This is a genomic window from Billgrantia sp. Q4P2 (assembly GCF_052806135.1).
In genome coordinates, this window is record NZ_JBRBAI010000018.1 from 24,160 (window position 1) to 42,344 (window position 18,185).

14 protein-coding genes are annotated in these 18,185 nt (G+C 64.6%); 4 read left to right on the top strand and 10 right to left on the bottom strand.

What is annotated here, in order from left to right; all coding sequences use genetic code 11:
* Window positions 1-27: 27 nt before the first annotated feature.
* Entirely contained in the window at window positions 28-2,466 is a 2,439-nt protein-coding gene (locus tag ACUY1T_RS20830) for a Lon protease family protein (RefSeq protein ID WP_446025482.1), read from the top strand.
* Window positions 2,456-3,244, top strand: coding sequence for a universal stress protein (locus ACUY1T_RS20835; protein ID WP_446025483.1), 789 nt, complete (start codon window positions 2,456-2,458; stop codon window positions 3,242-3,244). The genes ACUY1T_RS20830 and ACUY1T_RS20835 overlap by 11 nt, the downstream gene beginning before the upstream one ends.
* Here ACUY1T_RS20835 and ACUY1T_RS20840 read toward each other — a convergent pair whose 3' ends face one another.
* From ACUY1T_RS20840 to ACUY1T_RS20850, 3 genes are all read right to left on the bottom strand, one after another.
* The gene (locus ACUY1T_RS20840) at window positions 3,245-3,919 is read right to left on the bottom strand and encodes a TVP38/TMEM64 family protein (RefSeq protein WP_446025484.1); all 675 of its coding nucleotides are present in this window, start codon (window positions 3,917-3,919) and stop codon (window positions 3,245-3,247) included.
* Window positions 3,920-4,009: 90 nt separating this feature from the next.
* Window positions 4,010-4,195, bottom strand: a complete 186-nt coding sequence (locus tag ACUY1T_RS20845; protein ID WP_446025485.1) for a hypothetical protein — start codon at window positions 4,193-4,195, stop codon at window positions 4,010-4,012.
* A gap of 101 nt (window positions 4,196-4,296) precedes the next feature.
* Window positions 4,297-4,710, bottom strand: a complete 414-nt coding sequence (locus ACUY1T_RS20850; RefSeq protein WP_446025486.1) for an SRPBCC family protein — start codon at window positions 4,708-4,710, stop codon at window positions 4,297-4,299.
* A 179-nt stretch (window positions 4,711-4,889) separates the two neighbouring features.
* Between ACUY1T_RS20850 and rimO the strand changes: the two genes are divergently transcribed.
* Complete coding sequence (gene rimO, locus ACUY1T_RS20855) at window positions 4,890-6,251, top strand: 30S ribosomal protein S12 methylthiotransferase RimO (protein WP_446025487.1); 1,362 nt, start codon at window positions 4,890-4,892, stop codon at window positions 6,249-6,251.
* A 93-nt stretch (window positions 6,252-6,344) separates the two neighbouring features.
* Here the strand turns inward: rimO and rpsA are convergent, their stop codons facing one another.
* The 7 genes from rpsA to ACUY1T_RS20890 all read right to left on the bottom strand — a co-directional run bounded on the left by rpsA (window position 6,345) and on the right by ACUY1T_RS20890 (window position 17,055).
* Entirely contained in the window at window positions 6,345-8,021 is a 1,677-nt protein-coding gene (gene rpsA / locus ACUY1T_RS20860) for a 30S ribosomal protein S1 (RefSeq protein ID WP_446025488.1), read from the bottom strand.
* 179 nt (window positions 8,022-8,200) lie between these two features.
* Window positions 8,201-8,890, bottom strand: coding sequence for a (d)CMP kinase (gene cmk / locus ACUY1T_RS20865; protein ID WP_446025489.1), 690 nt, complete (start codon window positions 8,888-8,890; stop codon window positions 8,201-8,203).
* Entirely contained in the window at window positions 8,887-11,166 is a 2,280-nt protein-coding gene (locus ACUY1T_RS20870) for a bifunctional prephenate dehydrogenase/3-phosphoshikimate 1-carboxyvinyltransferase (protein ID WP_446025490.1), read from the bottom strand. The genes cmk and ACUY1T_RS20870 overlap by 4 nt, the downstream gene beginning before the upstream one ends.
* A gap of 23 nt (window positions 11,167-11,189) precedes the next feature.
* Window positions 11,190-12,281, bottom strand: a complete 1,092-nt coding sequence (gene pheA, locus ACUY1T_RS20875) for a prephenate dehydratase (RefSeq protein ID WP_446025491.1) — start codon at window positions 12,279-12,281, stop codon at window positions 11,190-11,192.
* A gap of 3 nt (window positions 12,282-12,284) precedes the next feature.
* On the bottom strand, window positions 12,285-13,370 hold the full coding sequence (gene serC / locus ACUY1T_RS20880) for a 3-phosphoserine/phosphohydroxythreonine transaminase (protein ID WP_446025492.1): 1,086 nt from the start codon (window positions 13,368-13,370) through the stop codon (window positions 12,285-12,287).
* A gap of 178 nt (window positions 13,371-13,548) precedes the next feature.
* On the bottom strand, window positions 13,549-16,260 hold the full coding sequence (gene gyrA, locus ACUY1T_RS20885) for a DNA gyrase subunit A (protein ID WP_446025493.1): 2,712 nt from the start codon (window positions 16,258-16,260) through the stop codon (window positions 13,549-13,551).
* Between the two features lie 366 nt (window positions 16,261-16,626).
* Window positions 16,627-17,055 (bottom strand): acyl-CoA thioesterase, encoded by a 429-nt coding sequence (locus tag ACUY1T_RS20890; protein ID WP_446025494.1) that lies wholly within the window; start codon window positions 17,053-17,055, stop codon window positions 16,627-16,629.
* Window positions 17,056-17,232: 177 nt separating this feature from the next.
* On the opposite strand from ACUY1T_RS20890, the gene ACUY1T_RS20895 reads away from it, so the two are divergent.
* Window positions 17,233-18,162, top strand: a complete 930-nt coding sequence (locus ACUY1T_RS20895) for a recombination-associated protein RdgC (protein WP_446025495.1) — start codon at window positions 17,233-17,235, stop codon at window positions 18,160-18,162.
* The last annotated feature ends 23 nt before the right edge of the window (window positions 18,163-18,185 follow it).

Sequence of the window (18,185 nt, forward strand, 5' to 3'; positions counted from 1 at the left end):
TGTATTAGAGGATAAGGAGAACGGTTGGTGAACCCCCTGGAGCCCTTGAACGCCACACAGGTCTATCGCGCCTGCCCCGAGGACGCCTTCGATTTCGAGATTACCAGTGAACTCGAGTCGTTGGATATGCTGAGTGGCCATGCCCGCGCCCGCGATGCGTTGGATTTCGGCACCTCCATGCGCAGCGAGGGTTTCAACCTCTATGTGCTGGGCCACCCCGGCCATGGCAAGCACCAGTTGGTGGGGCGTTTTCTTGCCGAACGCTCGCGCGACGAACCTACCCCCCCGGACATTGCCTACCGCTACAACTTCGAGGACCACACACAGCCGCTGCACCTGCTGCTGCCCACCGGCATGGGCCGGGTACTGCGGGCCGACCTCGAGCAGTTGGCGGAGGAGTTGCGTTCGGCCATCCCCGCCGTGTTCGAGGGCGATGAGTACCAGAACCGCCTGCATGAGCTGAAACAGGCCATGGGCGAACGCCAGCGCGATGCCATCGAGGCGGTACGCCGCGAGGCCCGCGAACATGACATCCTGCTGCTCTCGACGCCCAACGGTTTCACCTTCGCCCCGGCCGGCGGTGACGACAAGATGATGTCGCCCGAGGAGTTCGAAAAGCTCGAGCGGGACGAGCGTGAGCGCATCGAGGGCACGGTGCAGGTGCTGCAGAAGAAACTCGCCAAAGCCATTCGCCACATGCCACGCCTGGCCAAGCAATTGCGCGAGCAGACCGCCGCGCTCAACGGGGAGATGCTGCAAACGGCCATCGACGCGCCGCTGGCCGAACTGGAAGAGCGCTACACCGACCACGACGGCGTACTGAACCACCTCAATGCGCTGCGCGAGGCCATGCTGCTACACGTCGACTCGTTCATCGCCGATGAACCCGAGTTGCCACCCGATGCGATCTTCAATCGCTTCCAGATCAACCTGCTCGTCGACAATACCGGCTGCGAAGGTGCCCCGGTGGTCTATCTCGACCTGCCGACCCATCAACACCTGGTAGGGCGTATCGAGCATCACGTTCACAACGGCACCCTGCTGACCGATTTCTCGCTGATTCGTGCCGGTGGCCTGCATCGGGCCAATGGCGGTTACCTTGTGGTCGACGTGCGCGCCATGCTGATGCACGCCGGTGCCTGGGAAACGCTCAAGCGGGTGCTGCGTGCCGGCGAGATTCGCACCGAATCGTTGGAGCAGGCCTATGGCCTGATGAGCACCACGACGCTCGAGCCCGAACCGGTGCCGCTGGACCTCAAGGTGGTACTGCTCGGCGAGCGCCTGTTCTATTACCTGCTGTGCGAACAGGATCCCGACTTCCTGGAGCTGTTCAAGGTGCAGGCCGACCTGGAGGACGAACTCGAGCGCAATCACGGCAACCAGCCGCTTTATGCACGCATGGTGGCTACCCTGGCGCGGGATTCGGCGCTGCGACCGCTGGACCGTAGCGGCGTGGCGGCAGTGATCGAGCGGGCCAGCCGCCTGGCCGACGACCAGGGCAAGCTCACCGCCCGCCACCGGGCCTTGAGCGACCTGCTGGAGGAGGCCGACCACTGGGCCGATCGCGACGCCGCCAAGGTGGTATCGCGCCGCCATGTCGAGAAGGCCGTGGCCCAGCAACTGTGGCGCGCCAGCCGCATTCACGAGCGCAGCCACGAGGCGATTGTCCGCGGCACCGTGGCGATCCAGCTCGAGGGTTTCCAGGTCGGCCAGGTGAATGGCCTTTCGGTGATGAGCCTGGGCGACTACGCCTTCGGTCAGCCGACCCGCATCACGGCTACCGCCCGGCCCGGGCCGGGCCATGTGGTGGATATCGAGCGCGAAGCACGCCTGGGCGGGCGCATCCACTCCAAGGCGGTGATGATCCTGTCGCGCTGCCTGGCCAGCCGCTATGCCCCGGATACGCCGCTGTCGCTTTCCGCCAGCCTGGCCTTCGAGCAGTCCTACGGCGGCATCGAAGGCGATAGCGCCTCGGTGGCCGAAGCCTGCGTGTTGATTTCGGCCATCGCCCGGGCAGGCATCGACCAGCGCCTGGCGGTGACCGGCTCCATCGATCAACATGGGCGCGTTCAGGCCGTGGGCGGCGTCAACGAGAAGATCGAGGGCTTCTTCGATATCTGCCAGGCGCGCGGCGGCGTAAAGGGGCACGGCGTGCTGCTGCCCGCCACCAACGTGGAGCATCTGATGCTCAAGCGCGAGGTGCGCGATGCCATCGCCGCCGGCGAGTTCAAGGTCTATGCCATCGAGCACCTGGACCAGGCGCTGGCGCTGCTCACCGGGATGACGCCCGGCGAGCGCGATGGCGACGGCGAGTACCCTGCCGGAAGCCTGAACGCCCAGGTCGTCGAACGGCTCACGGCCTTTCACCAGGCGGTGAAGAAGAGCAAGGGCAAAGAGAGCGAAAAGGCGAACGACGAGCAAGACAGCAAGGAGAGCGAGGGCGAGGCACAACGCGATGACGAATGACGATGCTCCGCACGGCGGCAACCCTCAGACGCCAATGCTGGAAGTGGTGCGAGTGCTGGCCCTGCTCGATGCCTCGCGCCACAGCCTCGCGGCCCTTGCCGCGGCGGTGGACCTGGCCAGCCAGCGCCACGCCGAGCTGGTCGCGCTCTACGTCGAGGACCTGGACCTGCTGAGCTGCGCCGCCTTCCCCTTTTCCTGCGAGATCGGCGCTCAGTCGGGGCTGACACGCCCGCTCACGACCGATTCACTGGAAGCCAGTATCGCCCATCAGCTGCAGCGCGTGCGGCAGGCGCTGGCCACGGCGGTGGCCGGGCGCAACCTGCGCCATCGGCTCGAGGTCAGCCGTGGGCAGATAGCCGCCGAGGCCCTGACCAAGGCCGGGCCGGGCGACGTGCTGGTGCTTGGCAAGGCCGGCACCAGCGAGCGCTGGGGCAGCCGCCTGGGCTCCACCAGCCGCCGGCTGATTCTCGAAGCCCCCTGCACGGTGCTGCTGTGGGATGAGTCACACCCCTTCCGGCGTGGCCCGTTGCGCTGGCTGGCAACGGGGGGTGGCACGCAGGCCCAGGCAGACGCCATCCCTTCTATACCGGGGTGGCTGGCATCGCTGTTCGATGGCGCTGCCCCCCTGCCCACCGCTCACGCCGGAGAGCTGGAAAAAGCGCTGGCCCATGCCAATGCCGGCGGGCTGCTGCTGCATCGAGACGAGCTGGAAACCCTGTTGCGAGAGGATGAGGAAGTGATTGCCAGGGTGCCGCTGCCGGTTCTGATCGTACCCTGACTACAGCTCTTTGCCCTCTTCCACCCGCCGCCGTATCCAGGCACCGATCAGCAGCAACAACGCCAGGGCGAACAATGGCAGCAGGATGTCGAAGGTGAAGGCGTCGTCTTCGCGACTGACCGCCTGCAGCCCGCTATGGATGGCGCTGGCGTAGATGGCCCACTTGATGCCCAGGCCCAGGGCCGCGGCAAGCACGAAGGTGCCGAGGGGAAGTCGGCAAAGGCCGGCGGCGTAATTGATCACCGAGTGCGGAAAGCCCGGCAGGACACGCAGCGCACACTGGGTCAGCAGGTCGCTGCGCACCGTGAGCATCCGCATGATCTTGCGGGTCAGGCCCTTGGGGTTCCAGCGATTGCCGACGCGGGCCGCCAGGTGATAAGCGCCCAAGGCACCGCTGACACTACCGAGAATCAGCATCGGCGTGGCGATATGCGGCGGATAGAAGGGAGCGATCAGCCATAGCCCGATGCTGCCGGGCAGACCTATGGCCAGGGTAATGGCCATGGTCAGCATGACGCCGATGACGACCAGCGGGTGATGGGAGGTTTCCTCGACCCAGTGTCGCATGGCCGAGAGATCCGGTGAGTGCCAGAACCACACATAGGCGGCCATGGTCACGCTGGCGCCCAAGGCAACCCAGCGCCAGCGGCGGCGAAGTGACGAGTCATTCGGCATCGGCAGGTTTCCATTCGGATTTCGGCAATGGTGACATGCCCGCCGTGAGAGGTCACTTCCCGCCCGGTAAGACGATCCATGCAGTGGAGGTCAGGCGTCGAGTTCGCCCTGCTTTTCGAAGGCCGCCGACTCACCCGGTACCGAGCCCTCGACAGGCTCCAGCGGCGGCTCCTTCAGCCGTTCCATCGTGGCAACGCGCAGATCGATATAACGCAGCAGCCCGAGTTGAGCGAACAGCACCGCCATGCACCACATCAGCCCCTTGATCACGCTCACGATGCATTCCTCGACACTAGCGGAAAGACCTGAGGCCGGCTTTGCCTCGTTGAATCGAGTTTAGTCCTCGCCGAGGAAAAGAAAAAGATAGGCGCCTAACTTTAATCCAGCCTGGCCTCGACCCGTTCCAGTATCTGTCGGCTGACCTTGTTCACCAGCGGCTTGGCAGCCTTGGTAACGGCCTTCTCGACCAGGCGGTTGCGTATGGTATAAGTCAGCGTGAAGGACACTTCGGTACCCGCCTCCACCGGGCTGAGCCGATAACAGCCCTGGTTGTGAACGCCATCCACCGATTCCCAGGCCAGCACTTCGGGCGGCCGGTTCTCGGTGATGGCCACGTCGAAGGTCCAGTCCATGCCCACGGCATGCACGTGCCAGCGATAGCGTTCGCCGCCGAGCGGCTCGATCGCCTTGATCAGGTCGGAGTAATCGACGAAGTCCTCGACCCGTTCCAGCAGGGCAAATACCCGCTCCGGCGGGGCCTTGAGAATTGCGCTGTGTTCGATCGTGGCCATGCGGTTCCCTATGCTGCTGTACGACGCTAAAATGCTCCACTTTCATTCCGCAGGTTACTCGTCCTGCTGACCGATAGCTAACGCGAATAGCTAATCTTCGCTTACGCAAGCATTTGTTCAAGGTAACCCAACAAATCGCCGAGCGAGATGAAGCACCCATTTTTCCTCTGAGGTAGTACATGCCCACACCCAAGGTCGGTTTCGTCTCACTAGGCTGCCCCAAGGCGCTGGTGGATTCCGAGCGTATCCTGACCCAGTTGCGCACCGAGGGCTACGAGATCGTGCCCAGCTATGACGACGCCGACGTGGTGGTGGTCAACACCTGCGGCTTCATCGATAGTGCCAAGGCCGAGTCGCTGGACGCCATCGGCGAGGCCATCGCCGAGAACGGCAAGGTGATCGTTACCGGCTGCATGGGCGTGGACGAGAGCGCTATTCGCCAAGTTCACCCCAGCGTGCTGGCAGTGACCGGCCCGCAGCAGTATGAGCGGGTGGTCGGCGCCGTGCACGAGGCGGCGCCGCGCAACCACCGGCACGACCCGCACCTCGACCTGGTGCCGGCCCAGGGCGTGAAGCTCACCCCACGCCACTATGCTTACCTGAAGATTTCCGAGGGCTGCAACCACAGCTGCAGCTTCTGCATCATTCCCTCCATGCGCGGCAAGCTGGTGAGCCGCCCGGTAGGCGATGTACTGAAGGAGGCCGAGGGGCTGGCCAAGGCCGGCGTGAAGGAGCTGCTGGTGATCTCCCAGGATACCAGCGCCTACGGCGTGGACCTGCGCTATGCGCCGAGCGAATGGCGCGGCCGCGAGGTCAAGACGCGGCTCACCGAGCTGTGCGAGGCGCTCTCGGAGCTGGGCATTCGCGTGCGGCTGCACTACGTCTACCCCTATCCTCACGTAGACGAGCTGATTCCACTGATGGCCGAGGGCAAGATCCTGCCCTACCTGGACATCCCCTTCCAGCACGCCAGCCCCAAGGTGCTGAAGGCGATGAAGCGCCCCGCCTTCGAGGACAAAACCCTGGCGCGCATCAAGCGCTGGCGCGAGCTGTGCCCCGAGCTGACCATCCGCTCCACCTTCATCGTCGGCTTCCCCGGTGAAACCGAGGAGGACTTCCAGTACCTGCTCGACTGGCTGAGCGAAGCCCAGCTCGACCGCGTGGGCTGCTTCCAGTACTCCCCGGTGGAGGGCGCGCCGGCCAACGAGCTGGGCCTGGAACCGGTGCCCGATGAGGTCAAGCAGGAGCGCTGGGAGCGCTTCATGGCACACCAGCAGCAGATCTCCGCCGCCCGCCTCGAGCAAAAGATCGGCCGCGAAATCGAGGTGCTGGTGGACGAGGTCGACGAGGAAGGCGCCATCGGCCGCAGTGAAGCCGACGCCCCCGAGATCGATGGCATGGTGTTCCTGGAGTCCAAGCGCACCCTGCGCCCGGGAGATGTCGTCCGTGCCCGAGTAACCAACGCCGATGAATACGATCTCTGGGCAGAGGTAATAGAAGAAGAGAAACCGGTGAAGTTCATGGACTTCTATTCGGCATAAGCGATAGCCAGACGCAAAAACGCCACCCTAGGGTGGCGTTTTTCTTGGCTGTAAAGCCTGGTTCGGGCTCCGCGAGCGGAGCCCGAGGGACGATCAGTCCTGACCCATCTGCTGCTTGATCAGGTCGCCGATGGTGGTCGGGCCACCGGTCTCGACTTCCTGCTCGCGCAGCTTCTTCAGGTTCTGACGGGTGTCGTCCTGGTCCTTGGCCTTGATCGACAGGTTGATCGCGCGGTTCTTGCGATCGACGCTGACGATGCGGGCTTCGACGGTGTCGCCTTCGCTCAGCACGTTGCGCGCGTCTTCGACACGGTCGGCGCTGATCTCGGAAGCCTTGAGCACGGCAACGACGTCAGTCGCCAGCTCGACGTGAGCTTCCTTGGCATCGACTTCGACCACACGGCCGGAGACGATGGAGCCCTTGTCGTTGACGGCCAGGTACTCGGCCACCGGGTCGGAGTCGAGCTGCTTGATACCCAGCGAAATGCGCTCGCGCTCCGGGTCGATGGAGAGAATGACGGCTTCGGCTTCGTCGCCCTTCTTGAAACGGCGCACGGCTTCTTCGCCAGTCTCGGACCAGGAGAGGTCGGAGAGGTGAACCAGGCCGTCGATACCGCCTTCCAGACCGATGAAGATACCGAAGTCAGTGATCGACTTGATGGTACCGGACACGCGGTCGCCCTTGTTGTACTGGGCATTGAAGGTTTCCCACGGGTTCGCGGTGCACTGCTTGATACCCAGGGAGATACGACGACGCTCCTCGTCGATGTCGAGGATCATGACATCCACGTCGTCGCCGATGTTGACGACCTTGGACGGGTGGATGTTCTTGTTGGTCCAATCCATCTCGGAGACGTGAACCAGGCCTTCGACACCCTCTTCCAGCTCGGCGAAGCAGCCGTAGTCGGTGAGGTTGGTGACACGCGCCTGCACCACGGTACCCTCGGGGTAACGCTCGGTGATGCTGACCCACGGATCTTCGCCCAGCTGCTTCAGGCCCAGGGAGACGCGGTTGCGCTCGCGGTCGAACTTGAGCACCTTGACGTTGATCTCGTCGCCTACGGCAACGATTTCGCTCGGATGCTTGATGCGCTTCCAAGCCATGTCGGTGATGTGCAGCAGGCCATCGACGCCGCCCAGGTCGACGAAGGCGCCGTAATCGGTCAGGTTCTTGACGATACCGATGATCTGCTGGCCTTCCTGCAGGGTGGCGAGCAGGGCTTCACGCTCGGCGCTGTTCTCGGCTTCGAGCACGGCGCGGCGGGAAACGACCACGTTGTTGCGCTTCGGGTCGAGCTTGATGACCTTGAAGTCGAGTTCCTTGTGCTCGAGGTGCGTGGTGTCGCGCACCGGACGCACGTCGACCAGGGAACCCGGGAGGAAGGCACGGATGGAGTCGATGTCGACGGTGAAGCCGCCCTTGACCTTGCCGTTGATCACGCCCTTGACGATTTCTTCTTTCTCGAAGGCCGCTTCCAGGATCTTCCACGCCTCGGCGCGCTTGGCCTTCTCGCGAGACAGGCGGGTCTCGCCGAAACCGTCTTCGACGGCTTCCAGGGCGACACTGACTTCGTCGCCAACGGCGATGGTGAGCTCGCCGTTATCGTCGCGGAACTGCGCCGCGGGAATCTGCCCTTCGGACTTCAGGCCGGCATTGACGGTGACCCAGTCACCCTCGATGTCGACGACAGTAGCCGTGACGATGGCGCCCGGCTCCATGTTGATGTCCTGCAGTGACTGTTCAAACAGTTCAGCAAAGCTTTCGCTCATGATTTTCCTACGTGATCAACGGTGTTGAGGCGTTGCCGCCTTCTCCGCACCACCAGCGAGTGCGGGCCTTATTTACCAAACCCCCGAGGATGTTAGCGCTGGTTGGACCTGACCGGGCTTGCAAGAGTGATGTTGCCCGGCCATGCCATGACATCCGTTCGAGGGCGCCGCAAGGGAGATCAAGTCTCGGGGACGAGGCCGCGCTCGGCCAGCCACTCCGTCAACCGTTCCACCACTTCCGGTATCTTCAGGCTCGTGGTATCAAGCGTTATGGCATCGATGGCCGGCTTGAGTGGAGCCACGCTGCGCTGCATGTCGCGTGCATCGCGTGCCTGAATTTCCTTCAAAAGACTCGATAGACTAGCATCCACTCCCGCCTCCTGCAACTGAAGGTGGCGCCTGCGCGCACGTTCCTCGGGGCTTGCGGTGAGGAACACCTTGAGTTCGGCATCGGGGAATACCACGGTACCCATGTCGCGACCGTCGGCCACCAGCCCTGGGGCCTTCCTGAAGTCGCGCTGGCGCTGCAGCAGCGCCTGGCGCACACCGTTCAGGGCGGCGACCTGGGAGGCGGCATCACCCACCTGCTCGGTGCGGATCTCATGGCTGACGTCGTCGCCTTCGAGCAGCACGCGGGTCTTGTCCTCCTCGGCGAGGAAGACCACGTCCAGCTCGGCGGCTACCCGCTCCAGGGCCGGCTCGTCATCGAGCGTCACGCCGTGCCGCTGCGCCGCCAGCGCCGTCAGGCGGTACAGTGCCCCGCTGTCGAGCAGGTGCCAGCCCAAGCGCTCGGCGACCAGACGGCTGATGGTGCCCTTGCCCGCGCCACCCGGCCCGTCGAGGGTCAGCACCTTCGCCGTTTGACTCATGCGCCTGCCTCCAGGTTTTTCGCTGAAGACTCTTCGCTGACTCTGAGGCCCACCGTGCGCGCGAGTTCCGTAAAGCCGGGGAAGGAGGTGGCGACGTTGGCGCAGTCGTCGATGACGATCTCTTCGCCGGCGCGCAGGGAGGCCACCACGAAGGCCATGGCGATACGATGGTCGCCCAGGCTATCGATACGCCCGCCGCCGTAGGCCACTTCGCGATCGCCGGCACCGATGATGTCGATGCCGTCTTCCAGCACGGTATGCGCCACACCCAGGGTGGCCAGGCCGTCGGCCATGGCCTGGATACGGTCGGACTCCTTGACCCGCAGCTCCTCGGCGCCACGCAGGCGGGTGGTGCCGGTAGCACTGGCGGCGGCAATGAACAGCGCCGGGAACTCGTCGATGGCCAGCGGCACCTGGTCGACGGGGATGTCGATGCCCTTGAGCGGGGCATAGCGGATGTGCAGGTCGGCCACCGGCTCGCCGCCCACTTCACGCTCGTTGGTCAGGCGCAGGTCGGCGCCCATCAGCTTGAGGATGTTGATCACACCGATACGGGTGGGGTTGATGCCGACGTGCTCGAGGATCAGGTTGGAACCCGGGGTGATCGCCGCGGCCACCAGGAAGAAGGTGGCGGAAGAGATGTCCGAGGGCACGTCAATGGGTGCGGCAGTAAGCTTGCCGCCACCTTGCAGCCAGCAGGTATCGCCTTCGCGGTGAACCTCATAGCCGAACCCGGTCAGCATGCGCTCGGTGTGGTCGCGGGTGGGTGCCGGCTCGCGCACGCGGGTTTCGCCCTCGGCATAGAGCCCGGCGAGCAGCAGGCATGACTTCACCTGGGCGCTGGCCATGGGCATGTCGTAGTCGATGCCCTTGAGCTGCTGGCCGCCGTGGATCTTGAGCGGCGGGCGCCCGCCTTCGGCGGTGTCGATCCTGGCGCCCATCAACCGCAGCGGGTCGGCCACGCGGCCCATGGGGCGCTTGGTCAACGAGGCGTCACCGATCAGTTCGGTATCGAAGCCCTGCCCTGCCAGCAGACCGGCGAACAGGCGCATGGCGGTGCCGGCATTACCCACGTAGAGCGGGCCGGATGGCGCCTTGAGCCCGTGCATGCCGACGCCGTGCACGGTGACGCGGCCCTGGTGCGGCCCTTCGATGGCCACGCCCATCTCGCGGAACGCCTGCAGGGTGGCCAGGCTGTCCTCCCCTTCCAGGAAGCCCTTCACTTCGGTCACGCCCTCGGCCAGCGCACCGAGCATGATCGAGCGGTGGGAGATCGACTTGTCGCCCGGCACGCGAATGCGCCCGGCGACACGGCCACCGGGCGCGGCCCGGAAGGTGAGTTTGCCTTGTTCTTGCATCTGGTATTCCGCCTGATAACTGGTCTGGTTCAGGAGAGAGTCGAAATAATGTCGCGCGTGGCTGGCACGGTCGAAAATGGAGAGCATAGCATCGCCGTCGCCCGCTTCCACTGCCTGGCGCAACCGGCCAAGCCCCGCTTCGAAGTCATCGAGAGAGGCCAGCACCGCATCGCGATTGGCGGTGAAGATGTCGCGCCACATGACCGGGTCGCTGCCGGCGATGCGGGTGAAGTCGCGAAAGCCACCGGCGGCGTAGCGGAATATCTCCAGCCGCTCGTCCTGGCGCGCCAGGGTATCCACCAGCGAGAAGGCAAGCAGGTGCGGCAAATGGCTGGTACGCGCCAGCACCTGGTCGTGCCGGTCGACATCCATCTCCAGCACTTCGGCGCCGCATGCCCGCCACACCGCACTCACCCGGGCCAGGGCAGCAGGGGCCGTCTCGGCAGCGGGCGTAAGGATCACCTTGTGGCCGGCGTAGAGCCGCGGGTCGGCTGCCGCCACACCGCTCTTCTCGGAGCCGGCAATGGGGTGGCCCAGCACCAGCCCCGGCGGTAGCCGGCCGAAGGCGGCCTGGGCGCAGTCGCGCACCGCCGCCTTGGTGCTGCCCACGTCGGTGATCACCACGCGGGGCGATTCGCCCTCCAGCGCCCCTGGCGGCAGCGCTGCGGCGAGCTCGGCCATCACGCCTTGCATGGCCAGCACCGGCACTGCCAGCACGATCAGCGTGGCGCCTTCCACCAGCGGCGTGAGCCGGGTGTCGCCGTGATCGATCAGGCCCATCTCGATGCCGCGCTCGATCTCGCCGGGGTCCGGGTCGCAAGAGTGGATGCCCGCCCCGAACCCGGCGGCACGCAGCGCGGCGGCCAGCGAGCCGCCGATCAGCCCCAGGCCGACGATGAGGATGCGCGCTTCGTTCACGGGTGTCGTACCGCCCACCACGCTTACAGCACACCTACGGGGTAGGAACCGAGCACCTTCACTTCGGAGGCGCGCAGGCGCACTTCCTCGAGCACCGCGGCGACCCGGGGCTCGTCCACGTGGCCCTTGAAGTCGATGAAGAACACGTAGTTCCACACCCCGGTGCGCGAGGGGCGCGTCTCCAGGCGCGTGAGGTCGATACTGTGCCGGTGGAACGGTTCGAGCAGGTCGTGCAGCGCACCGGGCTGGTTGCGCATGGCCACCACGATGGAGGTCTTGTCCTCGCCGGACATGGGCACGTGCTGGCTGCCGATGATCAGGAAGCGCGTGGAGTTGTCGGGGCGATCCTCGATCTTCTCGGCCACTTTCTCCAGGCCGTAGAGCTTGGCCGCCATGTCGCCGGCGATGGCGGCGCTGTGCCACTCGCCCTTGATCATGCGTGCCGCCTCGGCGTTGGACGATACCGGCACCCGTTCGGCTCGGGGATAGTGGGCATCGAGCCACTTGCGACACTGCGCCAGCGACTGCGGGTGCGAATAGACCCGCGAGACCTTGTCGCGCAGCGTGGTGTCGGCCACCAGTAGGTGGTGGTGGATGCGCAGCACCACCTCGCCGCAGATGCGGATCGAGGAGTCCATGAACGAATCCAGGGTATGACTGACCACGCCTTCGGTGGAGTTCTCCACCGGCACCACGCCGTAGTTGACCGCCCCGGCTTCCACTTCACGGAAGACTTCGTCGATGGCGGCCATGGGCATGCTCACCGCGCTCTCGCCGAAATGCTTGAGCGCGGCCTGCTGGGTGAAGGTGCCTTCCGGACCGAGATAGGCCACCTTGGTCGGCTGCTCCAGGGCCAGGCAGGCGGACATGATCTCGCGGAACAGCCGCGCCATCTCCTCGCTGTTGAGCGGCCCCGGGTTGAGTTCCATGATGCGGCGCAGCACCTGAGCTTCGCGCTCGGGCCGATAGAAGACGGCCCCGGGGTCGCTCTGGGTCTTGACCTCGGCGACCTGCTTGGCGCACTCGGCACGGGCGCTGATCAGGCGCAGGATCTCGTTGTCGAGGTCGTCGATGCGTTCGCGCAGCGAGTCGAGATTGGTGGGGGTATCGGTCATGGCTTATCCCCTGCGTTGTTCGAAGTCGGCCATGAAGTCGATGAGGGCATCGACGGCCGCTTCGGGCACGGCGTTGTAGAGGCTCGCCCGCATGCCACCAACGCTGCGGTGACCCTTGAGGTTGAGCAACCCGGCCTCGTCGGCCTCGGCCAGGAACGGCTTGTCGAGGCGCTCGTCGGCCAGCACGAAGGGCACGTTCATGCGTGAACGGTTGCGCGGCGCGATGGGGTTGGAATAGAGGCCACTTTCATCGATCGCCGCATAGAGTTTGGCCGCCTTGCGCGCATTGAGGGCAGCCATGGCGTCGAGCCCGCCGATGTCATGCTTGAGCCATTGGAACACGAGCCCCGCCAGGTACCAGGCGTAGGTGGGCGGGGTGTTGACCATGGAACCCGCTTCGGCCACGGCCTGGTAGTCGAACAGGCTGGGAATGCGTTCGCAGCGCCGCTCGAGCAGGTCGTCGCGCACCAGTACCAGGGTCAGGCCCGCGGGACCGATGTTCTTCTGTGCCCCGGCGTAGATCACACCGAAGCGCGACACGTCGAGCGGCTCGGACAGGATGCTCGAGGAGTAATCGCACACCAGCGGTACGCTGACGTCGGGAATGTAGTCGAACTCGAGCCCGCCGATGGTTTCGTTGGCGGTGTAGTGCAGGTAGGCCGCGTCATCGGACAGCGCCAGGTCCGCCTGGGCCGGCACCTCGCTGTGACCGCTGGATTCACTGGAACCCGCCATGTGGACCGCAAAGCCAAGATGCTTGGCTTCCGCCAGCGCCTTCTTGCCCCAGATCCCGGTGTACAGGAAATTGGCCGTGCCGCCCTGCCCCAGCAGGTTCATCGGCACCATGGAGAACTGCAGGCTGGCGCCGCCCTGCAGGAACAGCACCTTGTAGTTCGCCGGCACGGCGAGCAATTCGCGCAGGTCGGCCTCGGCCTGCTCGGCGATGGCCACGAACTCGGGCGAGCGGTGACTCATCTCCATCACCGACAGCCCGCGGCCGTGGTAGTCGAGCATCTCTTCCCGCGCGCGCTCCAGCACCGCGGTGGGCAGCGCCGCGGGACCGGCGCAGAAATTATAGTGGCGTGTCATCAGCGTCGTGGTTCCGTTCTACTCATATCGTGTCGAGGCGAGATGAGCGCCGGGGACAAGCCGCAGCGAGGGTCTTTTGCCATGGATGGCAAAAGTAGCGCCCATGGATGGGTTCACAGCGCCCTCGCGAGGCTTGTCGCCGGAATAGCTCATCGCTTTCCGGGTGATGCAAACGCACTCATTCGTCGTCGTTCTGGGACTCGCTGTTGGCGTCGTTCGCGTTTGCGTCCGGCCCATCAAGCGATTCACCCTCCCCTTCGATGATTTCGCTCTCGACCTCCTCCGGCTCGTCGATGCGCACGGTCTTGACCAGTTTCTCGTCGTTGCCCAGGCGGATCAGCATCACGCCCTGGGTGTTGCGCGAGGTGATCGAGACTTCATCGACGCGGGTACGCACCAGGGTGCCGCGGTCGGTGATCAGCATCATCTCGTCGGCCGAGTAGACCTGCATGGCCGCCACCAGGGAACCGTTGCGCTCGCTGGTCTGCATGGCGATCACGCCCTGGCCGCCGCGGCCGCGCAGCGGGAATTCCTCGAGCCGGGTACGCTTGCCATAGCCGTTCTCGGAAGCGGTGAGGATGTAGATCTGGCCGCCGTTGCCGTTCTCCAGTGCGGCGCCCTCTTCGGCTTCCGTCTCGCTGTCGGCGTCGGCATCGATCTGCTGGCTCTGGGGAATGATCAGGCTGATCACTTCGGCATCACCGAGCAGCCGCATGCCACGCACGCCTCGAGCGGTACGGCCCATGGCACGCACGTTGGTTTCCTCGAAGCGGATCGCCTTGCCGTTGGACGATAGCAGCATGACATGGTCGTTGCCCGAGGTGATGGCGGCGCCCACCAGGCGGTCGTCTTCTTCGATGTCGATGGCGATCAGGCCGACACTGCGCGGGCGCGAGAACTGGTCGAGACTGGTGCGCTTGACCGTACCCTTGGCGGTGGCAAAGAAGATGTAGCAGTCGGGGCTGTAGTCCTTCACCGGCATGATGGCGTTGATCGCCTCGCCTTCATCCAGCGGCAGCAGGTTGACCAGCGGCTTGCCGCGGGACCCACGACTGGCGGCCGGCATTTCGTAGACCTTGAGCCAGTAGACCTTGCCCTTGTTGGAGAACAGCAGCACGGTATCGTGGGTGGAGGCCACCAGCAGGTGCTCGATGACGTCCTCGTCCTTCATGGTCGTTGCCGACTTGCCGCGACCGCCCCGGCGCTGGGCCTGGTAGTCGGAGAGCGGCTGGGTCTTGGCGTAGCCGGTACGCGAGACCGTGACCACCATGTCTTCCTCGGCGATCAGGTCTTCGATGGAGAGATCGAGGTGGCTGGCCTGGATCTCGGTACGCCGTGCATCGCTGAACTGATCGCGCACCGCGGTGAGCTCCTCGCGGATCACCTCGAGCAGGCGCTCGCTGGAGGCCAGGATCGCCATCAGCTCGGCAATCTTCTCGAGGATGCCGAGATACTCGTCGAGCAGCTTCTCGGTCTCGAGCCCGGTCAGGCGGTGCAGGCGCAGCTCCAGGATGGCCTGGGCCTGGGCCGGCGAGAGGCGGTATTCGGTGCCGGTGGTGTTGAGGCCGAAGCCCTCTTCCAGCTCCTCCGGCTTGCACGAGGTGGCGCCGGCGCGCTCGAGCATGGCGGTGACCTGGCCGGGCGGCCAGACCTTGTCGAGCAGCTTCTCCTTGGCCTCGGCGGCGCTCGGCGAGGCCTTGATCAGCTCGATCACCTCGTCGATGTTGGAGATGGCCACGGCCAGGCCTTCGAGGATGTGGCCGCGCTCGCGAGCCTTCTTCAATTCATACAGGGTGCGTCGCGTGACGACTTCACGACGGTGCCGAATGAAGGCCTCGAGGATTTCCTTGAGGTTGAGGATCTTGGGCTGGCCGTCCTCGATGGCGACCATGTTGATGCCAAAGACATTCTGCAGCTGGGTCTGGGCGAAGAGATTGTTGACCACCACCTCGCCGGATTCGCCGCGTTTGACCTCGATCACCACGCGCAGGCCGTCCTTGTCGGACTCGTCGCGCAGCTCGGCGATGCCTTCGATCTTCTTTTCCTTGACCAGCTCGGCAATCTTTTCGATCAACCGCGCCTTGTTCACCTGGTACGGCAGTTCGGTGACGATGATGTGGTCACGGCCGGACTTGTCGTCGTGCTCGATGGTGTGGCGGGCACGCACGTAGATGCGGCCGCGGCCGGTGCGGTAGGCCTCGAGGATGCCGGCGCGACCGTTGATGATGCCGGCCGTGGGGAAGTCGGGGCCGGAGATGTACTCCATCAGATCGTCGACGGTCAGGGTGTAGTCGTCGATCAACGCCAGGCAGCCGTCGATCACCTCGCCCATGTTGTGGGGCGGGATGTTGGTGGCCATGCCCACGGCGATACCCGAGGAGCCGTTGATCAGCAGGTTGGGCACCTTGGTCGGCAACACGTCGGGGATGCGCTCGGTGCCGTCGTAGTTGTCGACCCAGTCGACGGTATCCTTGTCGAGATCGGCCAGCAGCTCATGGGCGAGCCGGGCCATGCGCACCTCGGTGTAACGCATGGCCGCGGCGCTGTCGCCATCGATGGAACCGAAGTTGCCCTGGCCATCGACCAGCACATGGCGCATGGAGAAGTCCTGGGCCATGCGCACGATGGTGTCGTAAACCGCACTGTCACCGTGGGGGTGATACTTACCGATGACATCGCCCACTACACGGGCCGACTTCTTGTAAGGCTTGTTCCAGTCGTTGCCGAGTTCGTGCATGGCGAACAGCACGCGCCGATGCACCGGCTTGAGGCCGTCGCGCACGTCCGGCAGCGCTCGGCCAATGATCACGCTCATCGCGTAGTCGAGGTACGACTGCTTTAGTTCGTCCTCGATGTTGACTGGCAGAATCTCTCTGGCGATGTCACCCATGGGTCGTCGAGTCCTTTGCGCTACAGCGATTTGGCGCCAAGAAACACTCCACGAATGCCTGCGCGAGCGAATTGATGCGTTACACGGCACCGAAGCGTCGGAATCCTCACATATACCCCATATGCTCCGTTTGACTCGAAGCCTGCGGCTTCTCGCCCCTTCGGGGTCATCCTACGGATGCTTGTCACTATGCTCGGTTCTGCGCTCCGGGCGCCTTGTGCTTCATCTCGCTCGTCGTTTCGTGCAGCGTTTCTCCTGATACGGAGCACCATTAACAGCCTGCCATCATACCACTTCGACAACACAAAGGCAGCGTGCTGGAGCGTGCGAAGGGGTAGGTCATGGCCCGCGAGAGATTGTTGTTGCTTATGTTTCTTTAGGTAGGACCAGCGGCTCCAGGGCTTGACGAATCTCGCCTTCGATGGCAAGGGACTGCTCGGCGCGTACGTCTAGCAGCACGAAGGTGAGGTCGGCATCGGTGATCTGCTGGCCGTCGCCGAGGCGGCGAATCTCCTGGTACAGGCGTGCGCTGCGACTGCCCAGCTTCGCCACGCGGGTGAGCACTTCGAGGTCGTCGCCGGCCACCGCTGCCTGGCGGTAGTTGATGTTGAGGTTGACCGCCACCAGCGCTGGGTTGCCGGAAGCGAAGTGCCGGGCAAGCTCGGGGCGGTCGTCGAAGTAGCCCCAACGCCCTTCTTCGAGAAATTCCAGGTAGCGGGCGTTGTTGACGTGACCGTAGCCATCCAGGTGGTAGCCACGTACACGCAGAGTGACGCGGGAAATGCGGTTGTCCATGGGTGCTGTCTCTTCTCTTAATCTCACAAGGGGATGATCCCGCTCGATTCTAGGCCTGCCACCGAACCTGATTCAAACAAGAGTTTGAATTCTGACGGGAGATGGGGGCCGTTTGCCACTGGAACCGCCGCCCCCCCTTCGCCATAATATGCGTCCTTTACGCTCAGGAAATGCGCCATGTGGTTCAAGCACTTGCACCTTTACCGCCTGCACGGGTCGACGGGGATTCCCGCAGCCGACCTGGAAGCCGCGCTGGCCGAGCAGGTAGCACGCGCCCCCGGCACCCAGGAGGCCAGGCGCGTGGGATGGTGCCCGCCCGCCGGGCGAGCCGGTACCGCGTTGCTGCACGAACTGCAGGGGCAGCGCTTGATGACCATGCTGCGCCATGAGCGGCTGCTGCCGGCCGGGGTGGTACGCGAAGAGCTTGAAGAACGCAGTGCCGACATCGAGGCCAGCGAAGGTCGCAAGCTGCGCCGCCAGGAGAAGCAGGAACTCAAGGAACGGATCTACGAGGAACTGCTGCCGCGCGCCTTCATCCGCAGCCAGAAGGTCGACCTATGGTGGGACACCCGGCGCAACCTGATCGCGGTGAATACCAGTTCGCGCAAGCGCGCCGAGGAGGCGCTGGACCTCTTGCGCGAGACCCTGGGCAGCCTGAAAGTGACGCCGCTGGCGACCCAGACCCTGCCGATGCGCGCCATGACCCAGTGGCTGGCCGAGGAGGATTCGCGCCCCGCCTCGCTGCAGCTTGGCGATCAGGTCGAACTCAAGGCCAAGGGCGACGATGGCGTACTGCGCGCCCGTCAGGTGGATCTGGACAGCGATGAGATCCAGCAGCTGCTCGCCACCGGCCGGCAGGCCAGCCGCCTGGCGGTGGAAATCGAGGGGCGGCTCGCCTATGTGCTGCACGACGACCTCACGCTCAAGTCCCTGCGGTTCAGTGACGCCCTGATCGACGAAGCGGGCGAGATCGAGGACGATGGCGATGCTACCGTGCGCCTCGAAGCCGATTTCATGCTGATGACCCAGGCCCTGGCCGAAGAAGTCGAACAATTGATCGCCTGGCTGGGCGGCGAGGCCAATGCCGCCCCGCAGGATAGTGCATGAACCAACCCGGCAACCAAGACATA